This is a genomic window from Nesterenkonia sp. LB17 (assembly GCF_022565915.1).
Taxonomy (GTDB): Bacteria; Actinomycetota; Actinomycetes; order Actinomycetales; family Micrococcaceae; genus Nesterenkonia.
In genome coordinates, this window is record NZ_JAJOYX010000003.1 from 61,133 (window position 1) to 79,284 (window position 18,152).

Annotated in this window: 18 protein-coding genes and 1 tRNA gene; 4 read left to right on the forward strand and 15 right to left on the reverse strand. The window is 68.4% G+C overall.

Annotated features, from left to right (window positions below):
- Window positions 1-124 precede the first annotated feature (124 nt).
- A complete protein-coding gene (locus LTH96_RS07675; protein WP_241465161.1) occupies window positions 125-1,042 on the reverse strand; it encodes a Bax inhibitor-1/YccA family protein in 918 nt (305 codons plus the stop codon).
- Window positions 1,043-1,233: 191 nt separating this feature from the next.
- On the opposite strand from LTH96_RS07675, the gene LTH96_RS07680 reads away from it, so the two are divergent.
- Entirely contained in the window at window positions 1,234-1,863 is a 630-nt protein-coding gene (locus tag LTH96_RS07680) for a biotin transporter BioY (protein WP_241465162.1), read from the forward strand.
- Between the two features lie 40 nt (window positions 1,864-1,903).
- The gene (locus LTH96_RS07685) at window positions 1,904-2,512 is read left to right on the forward strand and encodes an energy-coupling factor transporter transmembrane protein EcfT (protein WP_241465163.1); all 609 of its coding nucleotides are present in this window, start codon (window positions 1,904-1,906) and stop codon (window positions 2,510-2,512) included.
- Window positions 2,513-2,701: 189 nt separating this feature from the next.
- On the opposite strand, the gene LTH96_RS07690 is transcribed toward LTH96_RS07685, so the two are convergent.
- The 14 genes from LTH96_RS07690 to LTH96_RS07755 all read right to left on the reverse strand — a co-directional run bounded on the left by LTH96_RS07690 (window position 2,702) and on the right by LTH96_RS07755 (window position 16,719).
- Window positions 2,702-2,775 (reverse strand) — tRNA-Leu (locus LTH96_RS07690).
- A gap of 59 nt (window positions 2,776-2,834) precedes the next feature.
- Window positions 2,835-4,226, reverse strand: coding sequence for an NAD(P)/FAD-dependent oxidoreductase (locus tag LTH96_RS07695; RefSeq protein WP_241465164.1), 1,392 nt, complete (start codon window positions 4,224-4,226; stop codon window positions 2,835-2,837).
- 72 nt (window positions 4,227-4,298) lie between these two features.
- Window positions 4,299-5,756 (reverse strand): S8 family serine peptidase, encoded by a 1,458-nt coding sequence (locus tag LTH96_RS07700; RefSeq protein ID WP_241465165.1) that lies wholly within the window; start codon window positions 5,754-5,756, stop codon window positions 4,299-4,301.
- On the reverse strand, window positions 5,753-6,736 hold the full coding sequence (locus tag LTH96_RS07705) for a Ppx/GppA phosphatase family protein (RefSeq protein ID WP_241465166.1): 984 nt from the start codon (window positions 6,734-6,736) through the stop codon (window positions 5,753-5,755). The genes LTH96_RS07700 and LTH96_RS07705 overlap by 4 nt, the downstream gene beginning before the upstream one ends.
- A 76-nt stretch (window positions 6,737-6,812) precedes the next feature.
- Window positions 6,813-7,463 carry a DUF501 domain-containing protein gene (locus LTH96_RS07710; protein WP_241465167.1) on the reverse strand — a complete coding sequence of 217 codons (651 nt, stop codon included), beginning with the start codon at window positions 7,461-7,463 and terminating at the stop codon, window positions 6,813-6,815.
- Between the two features lie 53 nt (window positions 7,464-7,516).
- Window positions 7,517-8,086, reverse strand: coding sequence for a septum formation initiator family protein (locus LTH96_RS13310; RefSeq protein ID WP_241465168.1), 570 nt, complete (start codon window positions 8,084-8,086; stop codon window positions 7,517-7,519).
- 230 nt (window positions 8,087-8,316) lie between these two features.
- Window positions 8,317-9,597, reverse strand: a complete 1,281-nt coding sequence (gene eno / locus LTH96_RS07720; protein ID WP_241465169.1) for a phosphopyruvate hydratase — start codon at window positions 9,595-9,597, stop codon at window positions 8,317-8,319.
- A 109-nt stretch (window positions 9,598-9,706) separates the two neighbouring features.
- On the reverse strand, window positions 9,707-10,495 hold the full coding sequence (locus tag LTH96_RS07725; RefSeq protein ID WP_241465170.1) for a MazG nucleotide pyrophosphohydrolase domain-containing protein: 789 nt from the start codon (window positions 10,493-10,495) through the stop codon (window positions 9,707-9,709).
- A 2-nt stretch (window positions 10,496-10,497) separates the two neighbouring features.
- Window positions 10,498-11,649 (reverse strand): adenosine deaminase, encoded by a 1,152-nt coding sequence (locus LTH96_RS07730; RefSeq protein WP_241465171.1) that lies wholly within the window; start codon window positions 11,647-11,649, stop codon window positions 10,498-10,500.
- A 60-nt stretch (window positions 11,650-11,709) separates the two neighbouring features.
- Entirely contained in the window at window positions 11,710-12,459 is a 750-nt protein-coding gene (locus LTH96_RS07735) for a DedA family protein (RefSeq protein ID WP_241465172.1), read from the reverse strand.
- A gap of 10 nt (window positions 12,460-12,469) precedes the next feature.
- Window positions 12,470-13,819, reverse strand: a complete 1,350-nt coding sequence (locus LTH96_RS07740) for a thymidine phosphorylase (RefSeq protein ID WP_241465173.1) — start codon at window positions 13,817-13,819, stop codon at window positions 12,470-12,472.
- Entirely contained in the window at window positions 13,816-14,280 is a 465-nt protein-coding gene (locus tag LTH96_RS07745; RefSeq protein ID WP_255727359.1) for a cytidine deaminase, read from the reverse strand. Before LTH96_RS07745 ends, LTH96_RS07740 begins: the two co-directional genes overlap by 4 nt.
- A gap of 71 nt (window positions 14,281-14,351) precedes the next feature.
- Entirely contained in the window at window positions 14,352-15,569 is a 1,218-nt protein-coding gene (locus LTH96_RS07750; RefSeq protein ID WP_241465559.1) for an amidohydrolase, read from the reverse strand.
- Window positions 15,570-15,588: 19 nt separating this feature from the next.
- Window positions 15,589-16,719, reverse strand: a complete 1,131-nt coding sequence (locus tag LTH96_RS07755) for a mannose-1-phosphate guanylyltransferase (RefSeq protein ID WP_241465174.1) — start codon at window positions 16,717-16,719, stop codon at window positions 15,589-15,591.
- A 487-nt stretch (window positions 16,720-17,206) separates the two neighbouring features.
- Here LTH96_RS07755 and sdhC point away from each other — a divergent pair, with 487 nt between their 5' ends.
- Together sdhC and LTH96_RS07765 are read left to right on the forward strand one after the other, a co-directional pair.
- Window positions 17,207-17,593, forward strand: a complete 387-nt coding sequence (sdhC, locus tag LTH96_RS07760; protein ID WP_342357756.1) for a succinate dehydrogenase, cytochrome b556 subunit — start codon at window positions 17,207-17,209, stop codon at window positions 17,591-17,593.
- A gap of 2 nt (window positions 17,594-17,595) precedes the next feature.
- Entirely contained in the window at window positions 17,596-18,102 is a 507-nt protein-coding gene (locus LTH96_RS07765; protein WP_241465175.1) for a succinate dehydrogenase hydrophobic membrane anchor subunit, read from the forward strand.
- Window positions 18,103-18,152: the final 50 nt, after the last annotated feature.

Below are 18,152 nucleotides of genomic sequence, written 5' to 3' on the forward strand. Positions count from 1 at the left end.
CAAGGGGGTGAATCGACGACGGGCCCGCCTGATGCTCGCGAGCATCGGGCGGACCCGTCGTGGTCTGCACGGTCTCAGCCGACCGGCGTGCTCACCGGCGCTGAGCTCTCAGTTCGGAGCGTGATCAATCCGCCATCGAACGTATGATCGCGATCACGCGCAGGATCTCGATGTAGAGCCACACCAGGGAGACGGTGAGGCCGAAGGCGGCGGCCCAGCCGTACTTCTGTGACACGCCGGCCTCCACGCCTTCCTGGATATTGGTGAAGTCCATGACCAGGGAGTAGGTGGCCAGGAGGATGGCGAAGGCGCCGATGGCGATGCCCATCCAGCCTGAGCGCAGGCCGAACATGCCCATATCGGTGAACATGACCAGACCGAAGTTCATCAGCGAGAACACGGCGTAGGCGATGATCGCGACGAAGAACATCTTGTTCAGCTTCGGAGTCGCGCGGACCTTGCCGGACTTGAACAGCGCCAGGACGGTGCCGAAGACCGCCAGGGTGGCCAGCACTGCCTGCACGGCGATGCCGGGGAACATCATCTCCATGACCATGGTGAAGGCACCGAGGAAGAAGCCCTGGGTGGCGGAGTAGGCCAGGATCAGGGCCGGGTTCGGCTCCTTCTTGAAGGCGTTGACCAGGCCGAGGCCGAAGCCGGCCAGCGCCGCAATCAGTGCCAGCCCCATGATCGCACCCGGCATGACCATGCCGAGGGCGACGGCGCCGGCCGCGCCGAGCAGCACGACGGCGAAGCTGGTGACGGTCTTGCGGATGACATCGTCATAGGTCATCGCCGCGCCCTGGGAGCCGGCGGCATCGGGCAGGTTGTACTGGCGGTTCAGCTGATCCGCCCCGGCGGCCGAGGCCTGCTGGCCGGGCATGCCGTACTGGGCGGCGAAGGGCTGGCCCTGCGCGGGGCTCTGCTGGCGCGACTGCTCGGTCACGCCGCCCTGGTCATTCATGTAGAACCGGCGCCGCTCGCGCTTCTTCTCGCTGAACTGGTCAGGGAAGGCACCGGTGTTGAAGATCGGGTTGGACATGTGTGACCGCACTCCTATCGGTGCTCGGGTGGATGTCTCATCGTCTGTCCCCGCAGGTCACGGCCGTCCGGCCGATCTCATGAGGGACGAGTCCCTGAATATTCTAGCGTCCTCGCCCCGCCGCAGCTGGAGATTACCTGGAAATCTGCCACCGGCGGACGGCGAGCGGCCTCAGGCGCTATATTTGAACGGTGTTCAATAATTCTCCAGCCCCGCCCGCCTCGGTGACGCCAGGCGCCACCGCACCCGCCGCTCCCAGCACCGCAGTGCGCAGCATCGCCCAGATGGCGATGTTCGCAGCACTTGTCGCAGTCCTGGGCCAGCTTCCGGCCATCCCCCTGGCCGGGGGCGTGCCGATCACGCTGCAGACCCTCGGAGTCATGCTCGCCGGCGCAGTGCTGGGACCGTGGCGCGGCGCCGGGGCCATCGTGCTGCTCCATCTGCTCGTCGCAGCAGGACTGCCGCTGCTCGCCCACGGCTCAGGGGGTCTGGGCGCCTTCGCCGGGCCCAGCGCCGGTTTCGCGCTGGGCTGGATCCCTGGAGCCTTCGTGGTGGGACTCATCACCCAGGCCTCCTGGCCGCTGCGACTCTGGCGCACCATCACCGGCACGGTGCTCGGTGGGATCCTGGTCGTCTATGCCTGCGGGATGCCGGTCATGGCGTTCCAGATGGGACTCACCATGGAGCAGGCGGCGCTGATCAACCTGGCCTTCCTTCCCGGCGATCTCCTCAAGGCGGCCATCGCGGTGGCGCTGACCCACTCGCTGGCACGCGCCTACCCTGCCCCGTTCAGCCACGCCCGCTCGCGCCGACGCACCTGATGCCGTCCCACGTGACACCGCACGTGATGACGCTGCTGCGGTGATCCCGCTCTACCGCCCGGGCACCTCGTACCTGCACCGCATGCCGGTGGGTGCGAAGTTCCTCGGGATCTTCCTGGCCGCCCTCGCGGCCTCGATCTTTCGCGAGAACCTCGGGGTGCTGCTGGGCATCTGGGCCGTGACCCTCCTCGGCTTCCGGTTCTCCGGGATCGGGCTTCGCGGCCTGGTCGCCCAGCTCTGGCGGCTGAAATGGCTGGTGGTGGTGCTGACCATCCCCCAGCTGATCTTCCTGACCCCCGCCGAGGCGGGCTTCAACGTGGCGCGCGTGCTCGCCGTCGTGCTGCTGGCCGCACTGTTCACCCTGACCACGGCGACCTCGGACATCCTCTCCAGCTTCGAGCGGGTCCTGCGACCGTTGGATCCGCTGCTGCTGCGCCTGGGGCTCAGCGCCGAACGGATCTCGCTGGCTCTGTCCTTGACCATCCGCTCGGTGCCGGTGATCCTGTCCTTCTATGCAGACATCCGTGAGGCCCAGCGGGCGCGCGGAATGCGGCCCGCTCCGCGCGCCACGGTGCTTCCGCTGCTGGTGATGAGTCTGCGCCACGCGGAGGAGACCGCCGAGGCTCTGGCGGCGCGCGGGGTGCGCTGAGCCGGGATACACCCAGCACGGTTCCCACCGTCGGGCCCTGATCCGCCCCGCCTCAGCCTGGTCTGGGTGCGGGTGAGCTGCCCGAGGACTTCTCCCGGGATCGACATCACCGGTTTCGCGGACCCCTCCGCGGCCGGGCAGCGGGCGCCTGGGCCGGCCACCTGCGCTGGCGCGCGCCGGGATCATCGGTGCCCCCAGTGGGACTCGAACCCACACTGGACCGATTTTAAGTCGGTTGCCTCTGCCGATTGGGCTATGGGGGCAGAAAGCGGACTGTCACTGACAGCCCGCTCTCTAGTTCTGCCTCACGAATGTTCCGAGGTCAGCCCTTGGCCGGCTCCTTGGGCTTGACTCCGCCGGCAGCTTCCTGAAACTGCCGGTACGGGCTCTCGAGATCGCGCACCGGAGTGTAGTCGCGGCCCAGCACGAGCTCGGAGACCCATCCACCGATCACGCGGACCTTGCGCTCCACGGTGGGGATCGCCAGCGCGTGGTAGCCGCGGTGGGCCATCCAGGCGGGGAACCCGTTGATCTTGATCTTCAGCGGGTTGCCGACGCCCTGGAACATGCCCAGTCCGGCGACGGCCCCGAGGGAGTCGTGCTTGTACTCGCTGAGCTGGCCCTGGCCGAAGCTGGCCGCCAGCACGTTCTTCGCGAGCACCTTGGCCTGGCGGGAGGCGTGCTGCGCGTTGGGCACGCAGGTGCCGTCGGGCAGCCCGCCGCCGCTGAGGTCGGGGATCGCGGAGATGTCACCGGCGGTCCAGGCGTTCTGGAGCACCCTGCCGTCTTCGTCGGCGATCTGCAGGGTGGCGGTGCCGGTGACGCGGCCACGCGGGTCCACCGGGAAGCCGGACTTCTTGGCCACGACGTTGGCGGCGACGCCGGCGGTCCAGACCAGGGTGTCGGAGTCGAAGCGGTCGGCCTCGGACTTGTCCTTCATATTGATCAGTCGCATCTCACCGTCCACGACGGAGCCGAGCGAGGTGTTCAGCAGGACCTCGATGCCGCGGCCGCGCAGGTGCTCGACGACGCCGACGGCCTGGTCCTCGGTGACCTCGGGCATGACCCGGCCCATGGCCTCGACCATCACGATGCGCACATCGGTCTGACCGATGCGCGGGTTCACGGCCACTGCGGCCCGGATGATGTCTTCCATCTCCGCGACGGTCTCGATGCCGGCGAAGCCGCCGCCGACCACGGTGAAGGTCAGGGCGCGGGACTTGGCCACTTCGTCAGTCATCACCGAGGCGGACTCGATGCGCTCGAGGATGTGGTTGCGCAGCGTCAGCGCCTCTTCGATGGTCTTCAGACCGATGCCGTGCTCGGCGAGGCCCTCGATCGGGAAGGTCTTCGTGGTCGCGCCGGCGGCCATGATGATGTCCTGGTAGGGCAGCTCGACGGTCTCGCCCTGGGAGAGCTCCACGGTGGCGGTGCGGCCGTCGTGATCCACGGCGCTGACCTTGCCCGTGATGATCTCGGAGTCCTTGAGGTGGCGGCGGTGCGAGACCACCGCGTGGCGGGCCTCGATGTGGCCGCCGACGACCTCGGGGAGGAAGGGCTGGTAGGTCATGTACGGCATGGGGTCGACGACGGTCACGATCCCGCCGGCGGCCTTCACCTTCTTCTGGAGCAGCTGTGCGGTGGTGAGACCGACGTAGCCGCCGCCGACGATGAGGATACGGGGTTTCGCGGAAAGCGTCTGTGGAATAGCCATATGCATCATCCTATACGGTGCTCGATGGTGGGTGGTGAGGTCTGCTCGGGCCGGAGGAGCCGAGTGGATCGCTCAGCTCCGATCGCGGCGACGGGCGCGATGCAGGTGGATCGCGGCCATGCTGAGCACGGCCACCACGAGCAGCGCGGCGGCGCCGACTGCTGCGGGCCCGGCCCAGTCCTGCGCGGTGCCCGGCTGGGCCGCCTCGGGCATGGCGCGGGGCTCACCTTCGGGGCCGGCCACGACCCCGGCGTCCTCGGGGATCTCGTTCGTGTCGGTCTCTTCGACCTCGCCCCGCCGATGGACTCGCACCCATTCGGCCAGCGTCGAAGACTGCGAGGCGTCGAACGCGGGGGCGTCGCCGGCGACCGCCTCGGCCACGTCGAGCACTCCATGTCCGTACTCAGAGTCCACACCGTCGGCTCCTTCTGAATCCGCGGTGGAGAGCATCCGGTGCTTGACCTCTTGGGCGCTGAGCTCCGGGTGGGCGGCCCAGACGAGTGCGGCGGCTCCGGCGACGATCGGGGAGGCTCCCGAAGTGCCGTTCCACTGGATGTAGCCCCCACCGGGCATGGCGCCGACCAGGGGTTCGGAGGCGGCGGCGATGCCGATGGCGATGCCCTGGGAGGAGGAGTCTGCGCTGATGCTGCGGGCCTGGTCGACCCCGGCCACGGCGAGCACTCCCGGGATGGTGGCGGGCGCGCCCACCGAGAGGTGTCCGGAGGCGCGGTTGCCGGAGGCGGCCACGACGAGCACGTCGTTGTTCTCGGCGTGGAGGAAGGCCTCGTCCCAGGCTTCGGGCCATTCCTGGAAGCCCGAGCCCAGGGACATGTTGATGATGTCGGCGCCGTTGTCCACCGCCCAGATCACGGCCTCGGCGATCTGTTCCTCGGTGCCGCCGCCGTAGGGGTTGGGGTCTTGGAGCAGCAGCGAGACCGAGAGGAGGGACGCTTCGGGGGCGACTCCGACCACGCCGTCGTCGGGATCGTCATCCTGGGTCAGCTCCCGAGGCGCAGTGCGGGTCTGCTCGAACTCCGCGAGGGCGTCGGCGTCGACGTCGTCCTGCCAGTCCTCGCCGTAGATGTCCTCGAGCGAGGTCTCGAAGTCCTCCCACCAGTCTTCCCATTCGTCGTCGTCGAGCTCTTGGATGTCCTCGTCCACCAGTCCGGCGACCGCTGAAGCCTCCGCGGAGGTGCCCCGGCCGACGGCCAGGGACGCCACCAGCGTGCCGTGCTCGGTCGCGACCTGATCCACCGGGGCGCCGCCGTCACCGGCGCCGGACACGTCGGTCCCGCCGACGACCGCGCCGGAGAGGGTGGGGTGGCTGGAGTCCACGCCGGTGTCGATGACGGCGATGGTCTTGCCCTCCCCGCGGGTGGTCTCCCAGGCCTCGGTGATGCCGTAGTCCTCGAGCCAGTACTGCTGGTCGCGCCACTCATCGGCGTGGGCTGCCGGCGCGGCGAGGATCGCGCCGCTCAGACCCAGTCCGGCGGCGAGCCCTGCTCCGAGGGCGCGTGAGCCTGCTGTCATCTCTGCGGCTCCGCTCCCAGCTGTGAATGCTCGCGCGACTGGGAGTGTGCCAGGGACATCGCGATGCCGTCGAGGATGTCGTGCTCGGAGGCGACCGCCGAGATGATCCGCCCGTGGGTGACCTTGTTCAGGTAGTCCAGGATCGTGCCCCAGATCAGCGCGCCGGCGCCGATCACGTCCACCCTGCCGGGGTGCATGATCGGCATCTGGGCGCGGGCGTCCCGGGTGGAGTGGACCAGCTGATCCACCGACTGGTGCAGGGTGTCGAGGTCGATCTCCGCGCCGTGGATCAGGTCAGGTTCGTAGTCCTCGAGCTTCAGCGCGTGCGCGGCCACCGTGGTGACGGTGCCGGCCACCCCGATGACCACCTCTGCCTCGTGCAGCGGCATCACCTCGGAGACGTTCTCCAGGAAGGACAGCGTCTCGAAGCTGGTCATCGAGGTCTCGGTGTCGGTGGGCGGGTCGCTGCGCATATGCCGCTCGGTGAAGCGCACACATCCCATGTCGGTGGAGATGGCGTGCTCGACCCCGGCGGAGGTGCCGAGCACGAATTCGGTGGATCCGCCGCCGAGATCCACGACCAGGATCTTGCGCTCGGCGTCCCAGTCCAGGACTGAGGCGGCGCCGGCGAAGGACAGTCCTGCCTCCTCGCTGCCACGGATGACCTCGGGCTCCACACCGAGCCGGTGTTCGACCCCGGCGATGAACACATCGCGGTTGGCCACGTCCCGGGACGCCGAGGTGGCGACGAAGCGCACGGCCTCGACGTGGTGCCTGCGGATGAGTGCGCCGTAGCGGTCCACCGCGGCGAAGGTCCGATCCAACGCTCCGGCCGAGAACTCGCCGGTCTCGTCCACGCCCTCGCCCAGGCGGACGACGGTCATCTGTCGCACCACATCGTTGACCCGGCCGCTGTCTTCGACATCGGCGATCAGCAGCCGGATGGAGTTGGTTCCGCAGTCGATGGCAGCAACTCTCATGGGGGTGTCCTTCTCCTCGCCGGTGTTCGTGAGCGGGCGACGGGCTGGCCGTCCCGCGGGGGTCCTTGCCAGCACTCTATGCGGTCTCTTCGGGGTCCTGCGAGACGGGGCCCTCGGCGTCCGCGTTCTCCTGCCGGGCGAACCCCTGGTTCTTGCGGCGCACGTGACGACTGAGATCACGCTGCGGAACCGCGGCGTCGTGGTCCCAGGATGCGGCGCAGATGCAGGTCTGCGGGGTGAACTCGTCGGCGATGCGTTCCAGCGTCTCATCGCCGAGCGGGTTGATGCCTGGTCCGACCGCAAGCGAGTGCCCGACGAGCACGTGCAGGCACTTGACCCGATCGGGCATCCCCCCGGCGCTGACGCCCTCGATCTCCCAGACCGGGTCAAGCCCGGCGACGCCGCGGATCCGTTCGCGCTCGGCGAGGTAGTTCTCGTGGGCTCTCCGATGGGCCGCGGCGAGCTCGGCGTCGGTGGTGAGCCGTCGGCTCATCTCGGCCATGAGACCTGCGGCCTCCAGCCGAGAGACGGCTGCGGTCGCGGCGGGGTGGGTGAGGTAGAAGGTGGTCGGGAAGGGAATCCCGTTGCTCAGCCGTGGCGCCGTGGCTGCCACCAGGGGGTTTCCGCAGGCGCAGCGGGCTGGGATCTCGACGACGTCGCGCACTGGCCTGCTCAGCTGCAGGCTCAGGGTGTCCAGATCGCTGGGGTGCGGGGTAGTCGAGTTCACGGGAGCCGAGTTTACTCCACTGCTGCGGCCAGCCGGCCCCGTGTGCTGTCGGATCAGTCTTCGGCGGCGGAGCGGACCAGGGAGTCCCAGAGCGCCTCGGCCCAGGGGAGGTCGTGGCGGACCTCGCTGGAGTCCAGCGGCTGGATCTCCTCGGTGTTCCCCTCGGGATCACCCATGACCTGGTAGCGGCGCTCCCCCGGCATGACCAGGTTGATCCGTTCGCGGGCCTGCTGGCGGACGAAGTCTGGATCGTCCCAGCGCACCAGCTCCGACTGCAGCTGCGCCTGCTCCTCCTGCTCAGCGGCGATCTGAGACTGAAGCTCGTTGATCTCCGAGCGCTGCTGGAAGAAGCTGTTCACGGTGGGGACCAGGAAGGAGATGACGACCAGGACCACGATGCTCAGCAGGATCATCCGGCCGGGGAAGGTCCGTTCGGGGACCGTCGTGGCGGCACTGACCGGGGTCTTCGCCGATCCGGAAGGGCTGGAGCTGCGCGTCTTGCGCCGGGCGGTGATGTCGGCGGGAGTCCGGATCTCGCCGGAGACCTGCTCGCGCTCGGCCAGCCGACGAGCCTGGGCCGCGCGCGCTTTGACCTCCGCTGAAGAAGCACGTCTGCTCGGCACGAGATGTCACCGCCTTGAGGGGGAAGAGGGGAAGTAGGGGTGGCCTCTGAGGATATCTGCCGCGAGCCCCGCGGCTGGGATCTGACACGCGACGAGGCCGAGCGTGAGCAGAAGCTTCACCGCCGGAACAGGAGGGGGCGCCAGGCAGCTCGGCCTCTGGTCGCGACCAGGACCGGTGAGCCTGACACCCCGTCCCGCCGGCGTTCATGTACGCCGGGGAGCTGCCGAGACTACGCGGTGAAGCGCGGGAACACAGAGGCTCCGGCGTAGCGCGCGGCGTCGCCGAGCTCTTCTTCGATGCGCAGCAGCTGGTTGTACTTGGCCACGCGCTCGGACCGAGCCGGTGCGCCGGTCTTGATCTGGCCCGAGTTGGTGGCCACCGCGATGTCCGCGATGGTGGTGTCCTCGGTCTCGCCGGAGCGGTGGGAGATCATCGTGGTGTAGCGGCTGCGCTGGGCCAGCGCGACCGCGTCGAGGGTCTCGGTGAGCGATCCGATCTGGTTGACCTTGACCAGCAGCGAGTTCGCCGTGTCGGCGGCGATGCCCTTGGCCAGGCGGTCCGGGTTGGTGACGAAGAGGTCGTCGCCGACCAGCTGAACCTTGTCCCCGATCTGCTCGGTCAGGTTCTTCCAGCCGGCCCAGTCATCCTCGTCCAGCGGGTCCTCGATGGAGATCAGCGGGTACGCATCGACGAGCTCGCCGTAGTAGGCGCTCATCTGCTCGGGAGTCTTGGACTCGCCCTCGAAGGTGTAGACCCCGTCGGCGTAGAACTCGCTGGCTGCCACGTCCAGGGCCAGGGCGATGTCCTTGCCCGGGGTGTAGTTGGCGCGCTTGATGGCCTCGGTGATCAGATCCAGTGCCGCCCGGTTGGAGGGGAGGTCCGGCGCGAAGCCGCCCTCGTCGCCCAGCCCGGTGGCCAGGCCCTTCTCCTTGAGCAGGGCCTTCAGCGAGTGGTAGACCTCCACGCCGGCGCGCAGCGCCTCGGAGAAGGTGGCCGCACCGATGGGGGCGATCATGAACTCCTGGATGTCGACGTTGGAGTCCGCGTGGGAGCCGCCGTTGAGGATGTTCATCATCGGCACGGGCAGCAGGTGCGCGTTGGGGCCGCCGAGGTACTTGTACAGCGGCAGGTCCGAGGCGTCGGCGGCGGCCTTGGCCACGGCCAGGGAGACACCGAGGATCGCGTTGGCGCCCAGCGAGTTCTTGTTCTCGGTGCCGTCGAGGTCGAGCAGGATCTGGTCGATGATGCGCTGCTCGGTGGCGTCCTGTCCTTCCAGGGCGGCGGCGATGACGTCGTTGACTGCGCCCACGGCGCCGGTGACGCCCTTGCCGAGGTACCGGTCCTTGTCACCGTCGCGACGTTCCGCGGCTTCGAAGGCGCCGGTGGAGGCGCCGGAGGGGACTGCGGCCTGGCCGAAGCTGCCGTCCTCGAGGAGGACATCGACCTCCACGGTCGGGTTGCCTCGCGAGTCGAGGATTTCGCGGCCGTACACACTGACGATGAGAGACATATTCTTCTCGGCTCCTTGTTGTTCATTCGGTGGGAAACTTTTCGGGTGTGCCGAGCGCGCCCTTGCGCCGGTGCATCGACGAGCTGTTCAGCGCTCCTGCTGATCAGGCTCAGGTCATGCGGTTCAGGTGGCGGCGCAGCGCCCGCTCCGGGTCCTGCCCGTTCCCGCGTGCGGTGCGCACCACAGCAAAGAGTAGTTCACCGAGCTCCTCCTCGTCAGCCGCCGCCAGCGTGGCCGATTCAGTGTTGGGGAGATGTTCACCGCGCTCCCGGCCGAGCCGGTCGATGACCTTGGCGGCCTTCGCGAGCGCTGGCAGGTGAGCCGGAAGCGAGCCGACGACGCCGGCCAGGTGTGTGCCGCCGCCGTCGTCGGCTGCGTTCACGGCCGTTCCGTTTCCAGCCGTTCCGAGCTCAGCCGTTCCGATCTCAGCCGCTGCGTTGTCAGCGGCCTTCTCCTCGGCCTTGATCCGGGTCCAGGCGGCCTCCACCTGCTCGATGGTCGCGTTTGCATCCACGGCCAGGCGGCCCTCTGCGGTGAAGACATGCGGGCTGCGGCGCACCAGCTTCGCGGTGATGGCCTGGGCCACCCCGTCGAGGTCGAAGCTGCCGCGCTCCTGGGCCAGCTGGGCGTGCAGGGCGACCTGGAAGAGCAGATCCCCCATCTCCTTGCGCAGCCCCTCGTCAAGGCTGCCGGCCTCGATCTCTTCGAGCACCTCGTAGGCCTCTTCGACGAGGTATTCGGTGAGATCGCCGTGAGTCAGCTGAGAGGTCCAGGGGCAGTGCTCGCGTAGCCGCGCGATGACCCAGCGCAGCATCGCGATCTGGTCATTGCCCGCGGGATCAACCCTGGTCAGACCGGAGTGGGACGGACCAGCGCTGACCTGTTGGCCGCGGCTCATCTTCACTGCCAGGCTTCGAGGATCATCCCTGCCAGGGCCTCGCGCTCCTCATGACCGAGGAACGAGGACTCCAGCGCGTTGACCTGGAAGTCGGCGAGCTCACCGAGGCCGTAGTCGAAGGTGCTGGCGATCAGCGCGAGCTCTCCGGAGAGGGTCACCCCGGAGACCAGTCGGTTGTCGGTGTTGACGCCGACGTTGAAGCCCAGCTGGTAGAGCATGTCGAAGGGGTGGTCGCTGAGTTCCGGCGGCTGGCCCTGGGCGAATCCGGCGATCGCGCCGGTCTGCACGTTCGAGGTGGGGCTGACCTCGAGGTGGATCTGGCGGTCGCGGACCCAGCGGGCCACGGGGCCGAGCTCCACCTGGAAGACCTCTTCCCCGGCCTCGGAGTCCACATCGCCCTCGATGACGCTGATGTCCTCGGCGACGCGGACGCCGTGGCCCAGGCGCTGGGCGCGGCCGGAGACCAGCGCGTCGCGGACGGATTCGATGCCGTCGCCCTCACCGGCGTGGACCGTGGTGGGGAACATCTCGGTGGCGAGCCGGGTGAAGGCATCGGCGAAGCGGCTCGGCGGGAAGCCGGCCTCGGGTCCGGCGATGTCGAAGCCGACGACGCCCTTGTCCCGGTGGCGCAGCGCGACCTCGACGATCTCATCGGCACGGTCGGACTGCCGCATGGCGGAGACCAGCTGGCCGACGACGATGACGCCGTCCTGCTCCGCGACGGTCTCCATGCCCTGGTTCAGTCCTTCCTGGACGGCCTCGACGGCCTCGTCCAGGCTCAGGCCCTGCTCCTGATGCTGCTCAGGCGCCCAGCGAACCTCGGAGTAGATGATCCCGTCGGCGGCGAGGTCCTCGACGTATTCCTTGGCGACCCGGCGCAGGTTCTGCGGGGTCTGCATCACGGCGGTGGTGTGCGCGAAGGCCTCCAGGTACTTCTCCAGGGATCCGGAGTTCGCGTTCTGCCGGAAGCGCTCGGCGAGCTCCTCGGAGTCCTGGCTGGGAAGTTCGTGGCCGATCTCCGCGGCAAGCTCGATCAGGGTCTCTGGGCGGAGCGAGCCGTCCAGGTGATCGTGCAGGGAGACCTTGGGCAGATTGCGCAGCTGCTCTTCGAGCTTTGCGGCGGCGGTGCGGACATCAGCAGCAGTAGAAGTCATAGGAGCGAGTCTATCCAGGACCGGGAAGGAAGTCGCCCGAGGTCGTCGAGCCCGCGCACCTCAGCGCGTGGGGTGTTCGTGATCTCCGTCCTGGTCTGCGTCATGATCTCCGCGGTCGCGGTGCAGCCGCAGCGGGGGCTCCACGGGCAGCGCCGCGGTGTCCAGATACCCCTTCGGGTCGATGTGCACGCCCCTGCGGTCCAGCCACGAGGCGAAGAGCCTGAAGAGCCGGTCGAAGATCCAGCCCAGCAGCACCGCCCCGGTGATCGAGACGGTCATCGCCACCAGGACCGAGTCGAAGATGTTCGCGCTGATCGCGCCGATCCCCACCGAGTACGAGGCCCAGACGAGCGAGGCGAACGCGTCGATCACCAGGAACCGGCGGATGGAGAACCCGGTGGTGCCGGCGACGAAGTTGATCGCCACTCGAGCTCCGGGGATGAACCGTCCCACGAAGATCAGCAGCACCCCGCGCTTGTCCAGCTCATGACGAGCCCAGATCAGCGTGCGCTGAGGCGCGGGTCGGCGCATCCAGCCGAAGCGCATCGGGCCGATCGCCCGGCCGATCCGGTAGGCGATGAAGTCCCCGAGCAGCGCCCCGGAGGCGGCGACCAGGACCACCCAGAGCAGGAACGGAGTGCCCGGCTCTCCCGAGAGCGACCCCAGGCCGACCACCAGCGAGTCCGAGGGCACGATCGGGAAGAACCCATCGACCATGCAGAGCACGAAGAGGCCCACCAAGGTCCACCATCCGGAGGCCGCCTCCAGGATGGTCTGGTTGATGGCGTCAAGGATCTGCCCGGGACTCATCCGCGTGGCCTCAGTCGGTCAGGTCTGCCGCGCTGATGCGGTCAAAGACCAGATCAGGAGTCTCATGCGGGCCGCCCTCGACGTCGACGTCCACGGCGCGCTCCAACGACTGCTGCGCCCGGGTGATCCGGTGCTCATCATCGGTGAGCAGGGTGAACAGAGGCTGACCTGCGGTGATGAAGTCACCCGGTTTGGCGTGCATGCGCACCCCGGCTCCGGCCTGCACGGAGTCCTGCTTCCGCGCCCGCCCGGCGCCGAGCCGCCAGGCGGCGAGCCCCACAGCCATGGCGTCCATCCGGGTCACGGTGCCGGAGACCCCGGCGCTGATCGTATGGCTGTGCACCGCCTGCGGCAGGGCCGCATCCGGGTTCCCGCGCTGCGCGGCGATCATGCGACGCCAGGAGTCCATCGCGCGTCCGTTGCGCAGGTTCTCGGCCGGGTCGACTCCGCTGATGCCCACGGCGGTGAGCATCTCAGCCGCCAGCGCCACGGTGAGCTCGACGACGTCGGCCGGCCCACCTCCGGCGAGGACCTCCACCGACTCCTGGACCTCGATGGCGTTGCCCGCGGTGAGTCCCAGCGGGGTGTCCATATCGGTGAGCAGCGCCGAGGTCTTCACACCGGCGTCGGTGCCCAGGGCGACCATGGTGCGGGCCAGCTCCGCGGCGTCGGCCCGGGACTTCATGAAGGCGCCGGAACCTGCCTTCACATCCAGGACCAGCGCGTCGGTGCCCTCGGCGATCTTCTTGGACATGATCGAGGAGGCGATCAGCGGGATCGCCTCCACCGTGCCGGTGACGTCACGCAGCGCGTAGAGCTTCTTGTCCGCCGGGGCCAGCCCGGGGCCGGCCGCGCAGATCACGGCGTTGACCTCATCGAGCTGGCGCAGCAGGGCGTCATTGCTCAGATCCGCCTGCCAGCCTTCAACGGCTTCAAGCTTGTCCAGGGTGCCGCCGGTATGGCCGAGTCCACGGCCGGAGAGCTGCGGGACGGGCACGCCGAAGCTCGCGACGAGCGGTGCCAGTGGGAGGGTGATCTTGTCTCCGACTCCCCCGGTGGAGTGCTTGTCTGCGGTGAGCCGGCGCCCGCCCTCGGGCGTGCGCAGGGAGGAGAAGTCCATCCGCTCGCCCGAGGCGATCATCGCCGCGGTCCAGTGACCGATCTCCTCCCGGGTCATCCCGTTGAGCAGGATCGCCATCGCCAGTGCAGCCATCTGCTCGTCGCCGACGAACCCGTCGGTGTAGGCGGCGATCAGCCATCGGATCTGCTCCTGGGAGAGTCGTCCGTGGTCTCGCTTGATCCGGATCAGCTCGACGGCGTCGTGGGCCGAGCGGTCATAGGTCGCACCGGCAGCGGTCATCGCTTCTCCAAGTCGTTGATCTCAAGATCGCGGGGGCCGAAGGCTTCCGGCAGCAGGGCGGCCAGGGTGGTGGCGCCCCGGGCGGTGCGCACGTGCATGGTGGGGGCGGAGAACTCCAGCAGCAGCTGCCGGCAGCGGCCGCAGGGGGTGATGTACTCGCCCTGCCGATTCACGCAGGTGAACGCGACGATCTTGCCTCCGCCGGCCATCTGCAGCGCCCCGATCATGGTGCACTCCGCGCAGAGGGTGAGCCCATAGGAGGCGTTCTCCACGTTGCACCCGGAGATGATCGATCCATCCTCGAGCAGCGCGGCGGCGCCGACCGGATAGTCCGAGTAGGGCACGTAGGCCCGGGTCATCGCGATCCTGGCCTGGGTGGTGAGGCGCTCCCAGTCGGCATCGTGGTCCGGAACGGGGATCCGTGCGATCCGTCCGGTCAGAAAGTCATCGTCCTGAGTCATAGGGGCCATCCTACGAGGCCACCCGCATGCGCGGGTGCCAATGTCGCAGGCGCAGGCGAGTCGGGAGGAGGCTAGTCCCGGCGGAGCTCGTTGATCGCGCTGAGCGCCGTGGTGACCATGATCTTGGTGCCGTAGCCGATGCATCGCTCGTCCGGGACGTAGTCGCCGCGGTGCAGATCGAAGTCGATGCCGCCCGGGGTCTTCGTCCCGAGCCGGAACATCGCCCCGGGAAGCTCCTGGGTCATCCAGGCGAAGTCCTCCCCGCCCATGGACTGCGGGGCCAGCTCCAGTCCCTCGGAGCCCAGCACCTCGCGGCCGGCGTGCTCCAGCAGTGTGGTCTCGCGCTCGTTGTTGATCACCGGAGGCACGCCGCGGATGTGCTCCAGCTCCACGTCCACCCCCCAGGGGGCGGCGACCTGCTCGACGATCTCATCGAGGAGCTTGCCGGCGTCGCGCCAGGCCTCGGCGTCGAGGATCCGCATGGTCCCGACCAGGGTGCCGCTGGAGGGGATCGCGTTGTGCGCGCTGCCGGCCTCGATCTGGCCCCAGACCAGCGAGACCGCGGAGCGCACGTCCACGCGGCGGGAGAGCACGGCGGGGACGGTGGAGGCGATGTGCGCCAGGGCGGAGACCATGTCCTCGGTCAGGTGCGGCCGGGAGGTGTGACCCCCGCGGCCGGTGACGTTGATCCGGACCACGTCGGCAGCGGAGGTGATCGCGCCGATGCGGGTCCCGATCATGCCGACCTCGATGCGCGGGTCGCAGTGCAGCGCGAAGATCCGGGGCAGCGGTTCCAGCACGCCTTGGCGCACCATCTCCAGAGCACCTCCGGGCATGGTCTCTTCGGCGGGCTGGAAGATGACGCGGACCTTGGCGCCCAGACCCGCCGGGTCGCCGTCGGTGATCCGGTGCTGGTGCAGCTGCTGCAGGCTCAGCGCGACGCCGAGTGCGACGGTGGTGTGGATGTCGTGGCCGCAGGCGTGGGTGACGCCCGGGTGGGTGGAGGCGAAGGGCAGGTCGGTGAGCTCGCCGACCGGCAGCGCGTCGATGTCCCCGCGGAATCCGGCAGCGAACTCGCCGGCGCCGACGTCCACGTAGAGCCCGGTGGTCTCTGGCATCAGCTCCGGCTCCAGCCCGACGGCGCGCAGCGCGGCGGCGAGCTTCTCCGTGGTGCGCTCTTCCTTCCAGGACAGCTCGGGATGGGCGTGCAGGTCCCGACGCATCGCGACCAGCGTCGCTTCGAGATCATCGACGACCTCGGCGGCCGAGGCGTGGGCGGCTTTGAGCATCACCGTGCGGCGAGCAGGCTCAGAGGACATCGGATTCTCCCTGCGCTCTGAGCGCCTCCACGGCCTGCTTGACCGACTGCGCGTGGTCGGTGGTGGTGACCAGCAGCGCGTCGGGGGTGTCCACCACGACGATGTTCTCGACTCCGATCAGGGCCACCACGCGCTGGGTGTCAGAGACGACGACGCCGGAGGACTGGTCCGAGTAGACCCGGGCCTTCTCCCCCAGCACGGTCATCGACTCCTGCTCCCGTGCCGGGTTCAGCCGGGCGATGGCGGCGAAGTCCCCGACGTCGTCCCAGGTGAAGTTCCCGGGGATCACGGCCACATCGCCGGCGGCCGCGGCGGGCTCGGCCACGGCGTAGTCGATGGCGATCTTGGGAAGCTCGGGCCAGACCCGCGCGGTGACCTCGGTCTGCTGCGGTGTTCCCCAGGCCGCGGCGATCTCGATGAGGCCCGCGTAGAGCGTCGGCTCCGCCCGAGCGAGATGGTCCAGCAGCAGCGCAACCGGGGCCACGAACATCCCGGCGTTCCACAGGTACTCTCCGGAGTCGACATACTTCTCGGCGAGCTCCTGGCCGGGCTTCTCGACGAACTCCGCGACGTCCCGGGCGTTCGGGGCGTCCTGGATCGGGGCGCCGTCGACCTTCAGAGCGGCGCCGCGGCGGATATAGCCGAAGCCGGTGGAGGGGTGGGTGGGGGCGATGCCGATGGTGACGATCTTGCCTGTCGCAGCGGTGGCCACGGCCTCGCGCACAGCCTCCTGGAAGATCTCCACCGGGGCGATGACCTGGTCGGCGGCGAAGGAGCCCATGATGATCTCGGGGTCACGCAGGTGCAGGATGGCCGCGGCCAGCCCGATGGCGGCGGCGGAGTCCTTGGGCTCGGATTCGAGCACGAGGTCGTTCTCATCGAGCTCGGGGATCTGCACCCGCACGGCTTCACGGTGTGACTCTCCGGTGACCACCATCACGCGCCTGCCGGTCAGCGGCGCGAGCCGCTCGTAGGTCCCGCGGATCAGCGTGGTGCCCGAGCCGGTGAGGTCGTGGAGGAATTTCGGGGCGCTGGCCCGCGAGAGCGGCCACAGTCGCGTGCCCACTCCGCCCGCGGGGATCACCGTGTAGAACTTGTCCAAAGCTGCCTGTGAAGTCACCTCCCCAGGGTAGACCCATCGGCCGCTCAGCCAGGCCAGCCGCGCAGCGGGTGCGCGGTCGGGTGCGCGTCGGGTGCGCCTCGGGGACGCACCGGCCCGCCCGCGGAGCCTGCGAGAGAAGCTGCGCGGGGAGCCGCGAGACGAGCTGCGAGACGGCATGCGGTCAGGGCGACGAGACTCGCGTCCGCTGGCCTGAGAGCTCATTTCGGAATTGCGTCCTCACATTGCGGCTTTTCTACACGTTGTAGAAGTCATTTGGATCGGACTGTCATTTCGCCTCCGAGCCTGGATCAGGTGTGCGCCGAGCCGCGCAACAAAGCCTCCTGGAGCGCACCACGAGCCGCATCGGCTGCCGCGGTGCTCTAGTCTGGTAACTGACAACAGACTCGCGCCGGCGTCACGGTTTCCGCACCGCCGCAGCGAAGAACATACGTACGTAACTGTGCGGCGCGGAACGCCATGCAACGATGCAGGGAGGTAATGACAGGTGACGCAGACAAAGGGCACCCTCTATAAAGGCCGGGAAGGTATGTGGTCCTGGGTAGGACACCGGATCACGGGTGTCGGGATCTTCTTCTTCCTCCTGGTCCACGTACTCGACACGTCTCTCGTGCGAGTATCGCCAGAGGCCTACGACGCGGTGATCGGCGCGTATAAGAACCCGATCATGATCGTCGGTGAGATCGGCCTCGTCGGCGCGATCGTCTTCCACGCTTTCAACGGTCTGCGGATCATCCTGGTCGACTTCTGGTCCCAGGGCACCCGCTACCACCGCCAGATGCTGTGGACCGTGATGGGCCTCTGGGTCATCACGATGATCGGATTCACCGTCCGCCACTTGATGCTGTTCTTCGAAGGCTGGGGAGGGTTCTGAAAATGACCACCACTAAATCTGACGCCCTCCTGCCCGCCCAGGGCATCGAGGCTCCCCGCTCCGGGCGGATCGACCCCAAGTACCTGCGCAGCGGGTCCTCGAAGTCCGGCAGCTTCGAGATGGCCGCTTGGGTCTTCATGCGCGTCTCCGGCGCCGCTCTCGTGGTGTTGATCTTCGTCCACCTTGCAGTGAACCTGCTGGTCGGCGAGGGCATCCACCAGATCGACTTCGGCTTCGTCGCGGGCAAGTGGGCAAACCCGGTCTGGCAGTTCTGGGACCTGGCCATGCTCTGGCTGGCGATGCTCCATGGCGGCAACGGCATGCGCACCATCATCAATGACTATGCCGAGAAGGACTCCACGCGGATGTGGCTGAAGTCCATCCTCTACCTCTCGGTGATCGTCATCATCGTGCTGGGCACCATGGTCATCTTCACCTTCGAGCCCTGCCTGCTCGACAACTCCGGCCAGCTCCTCGAGTCGTCACCCTCCTTCTGCCAGAACGTCTGATGCCGACCGGGTCCACCCCGGTGCGCACCTCTGCGCGTTCTCATGCTTCC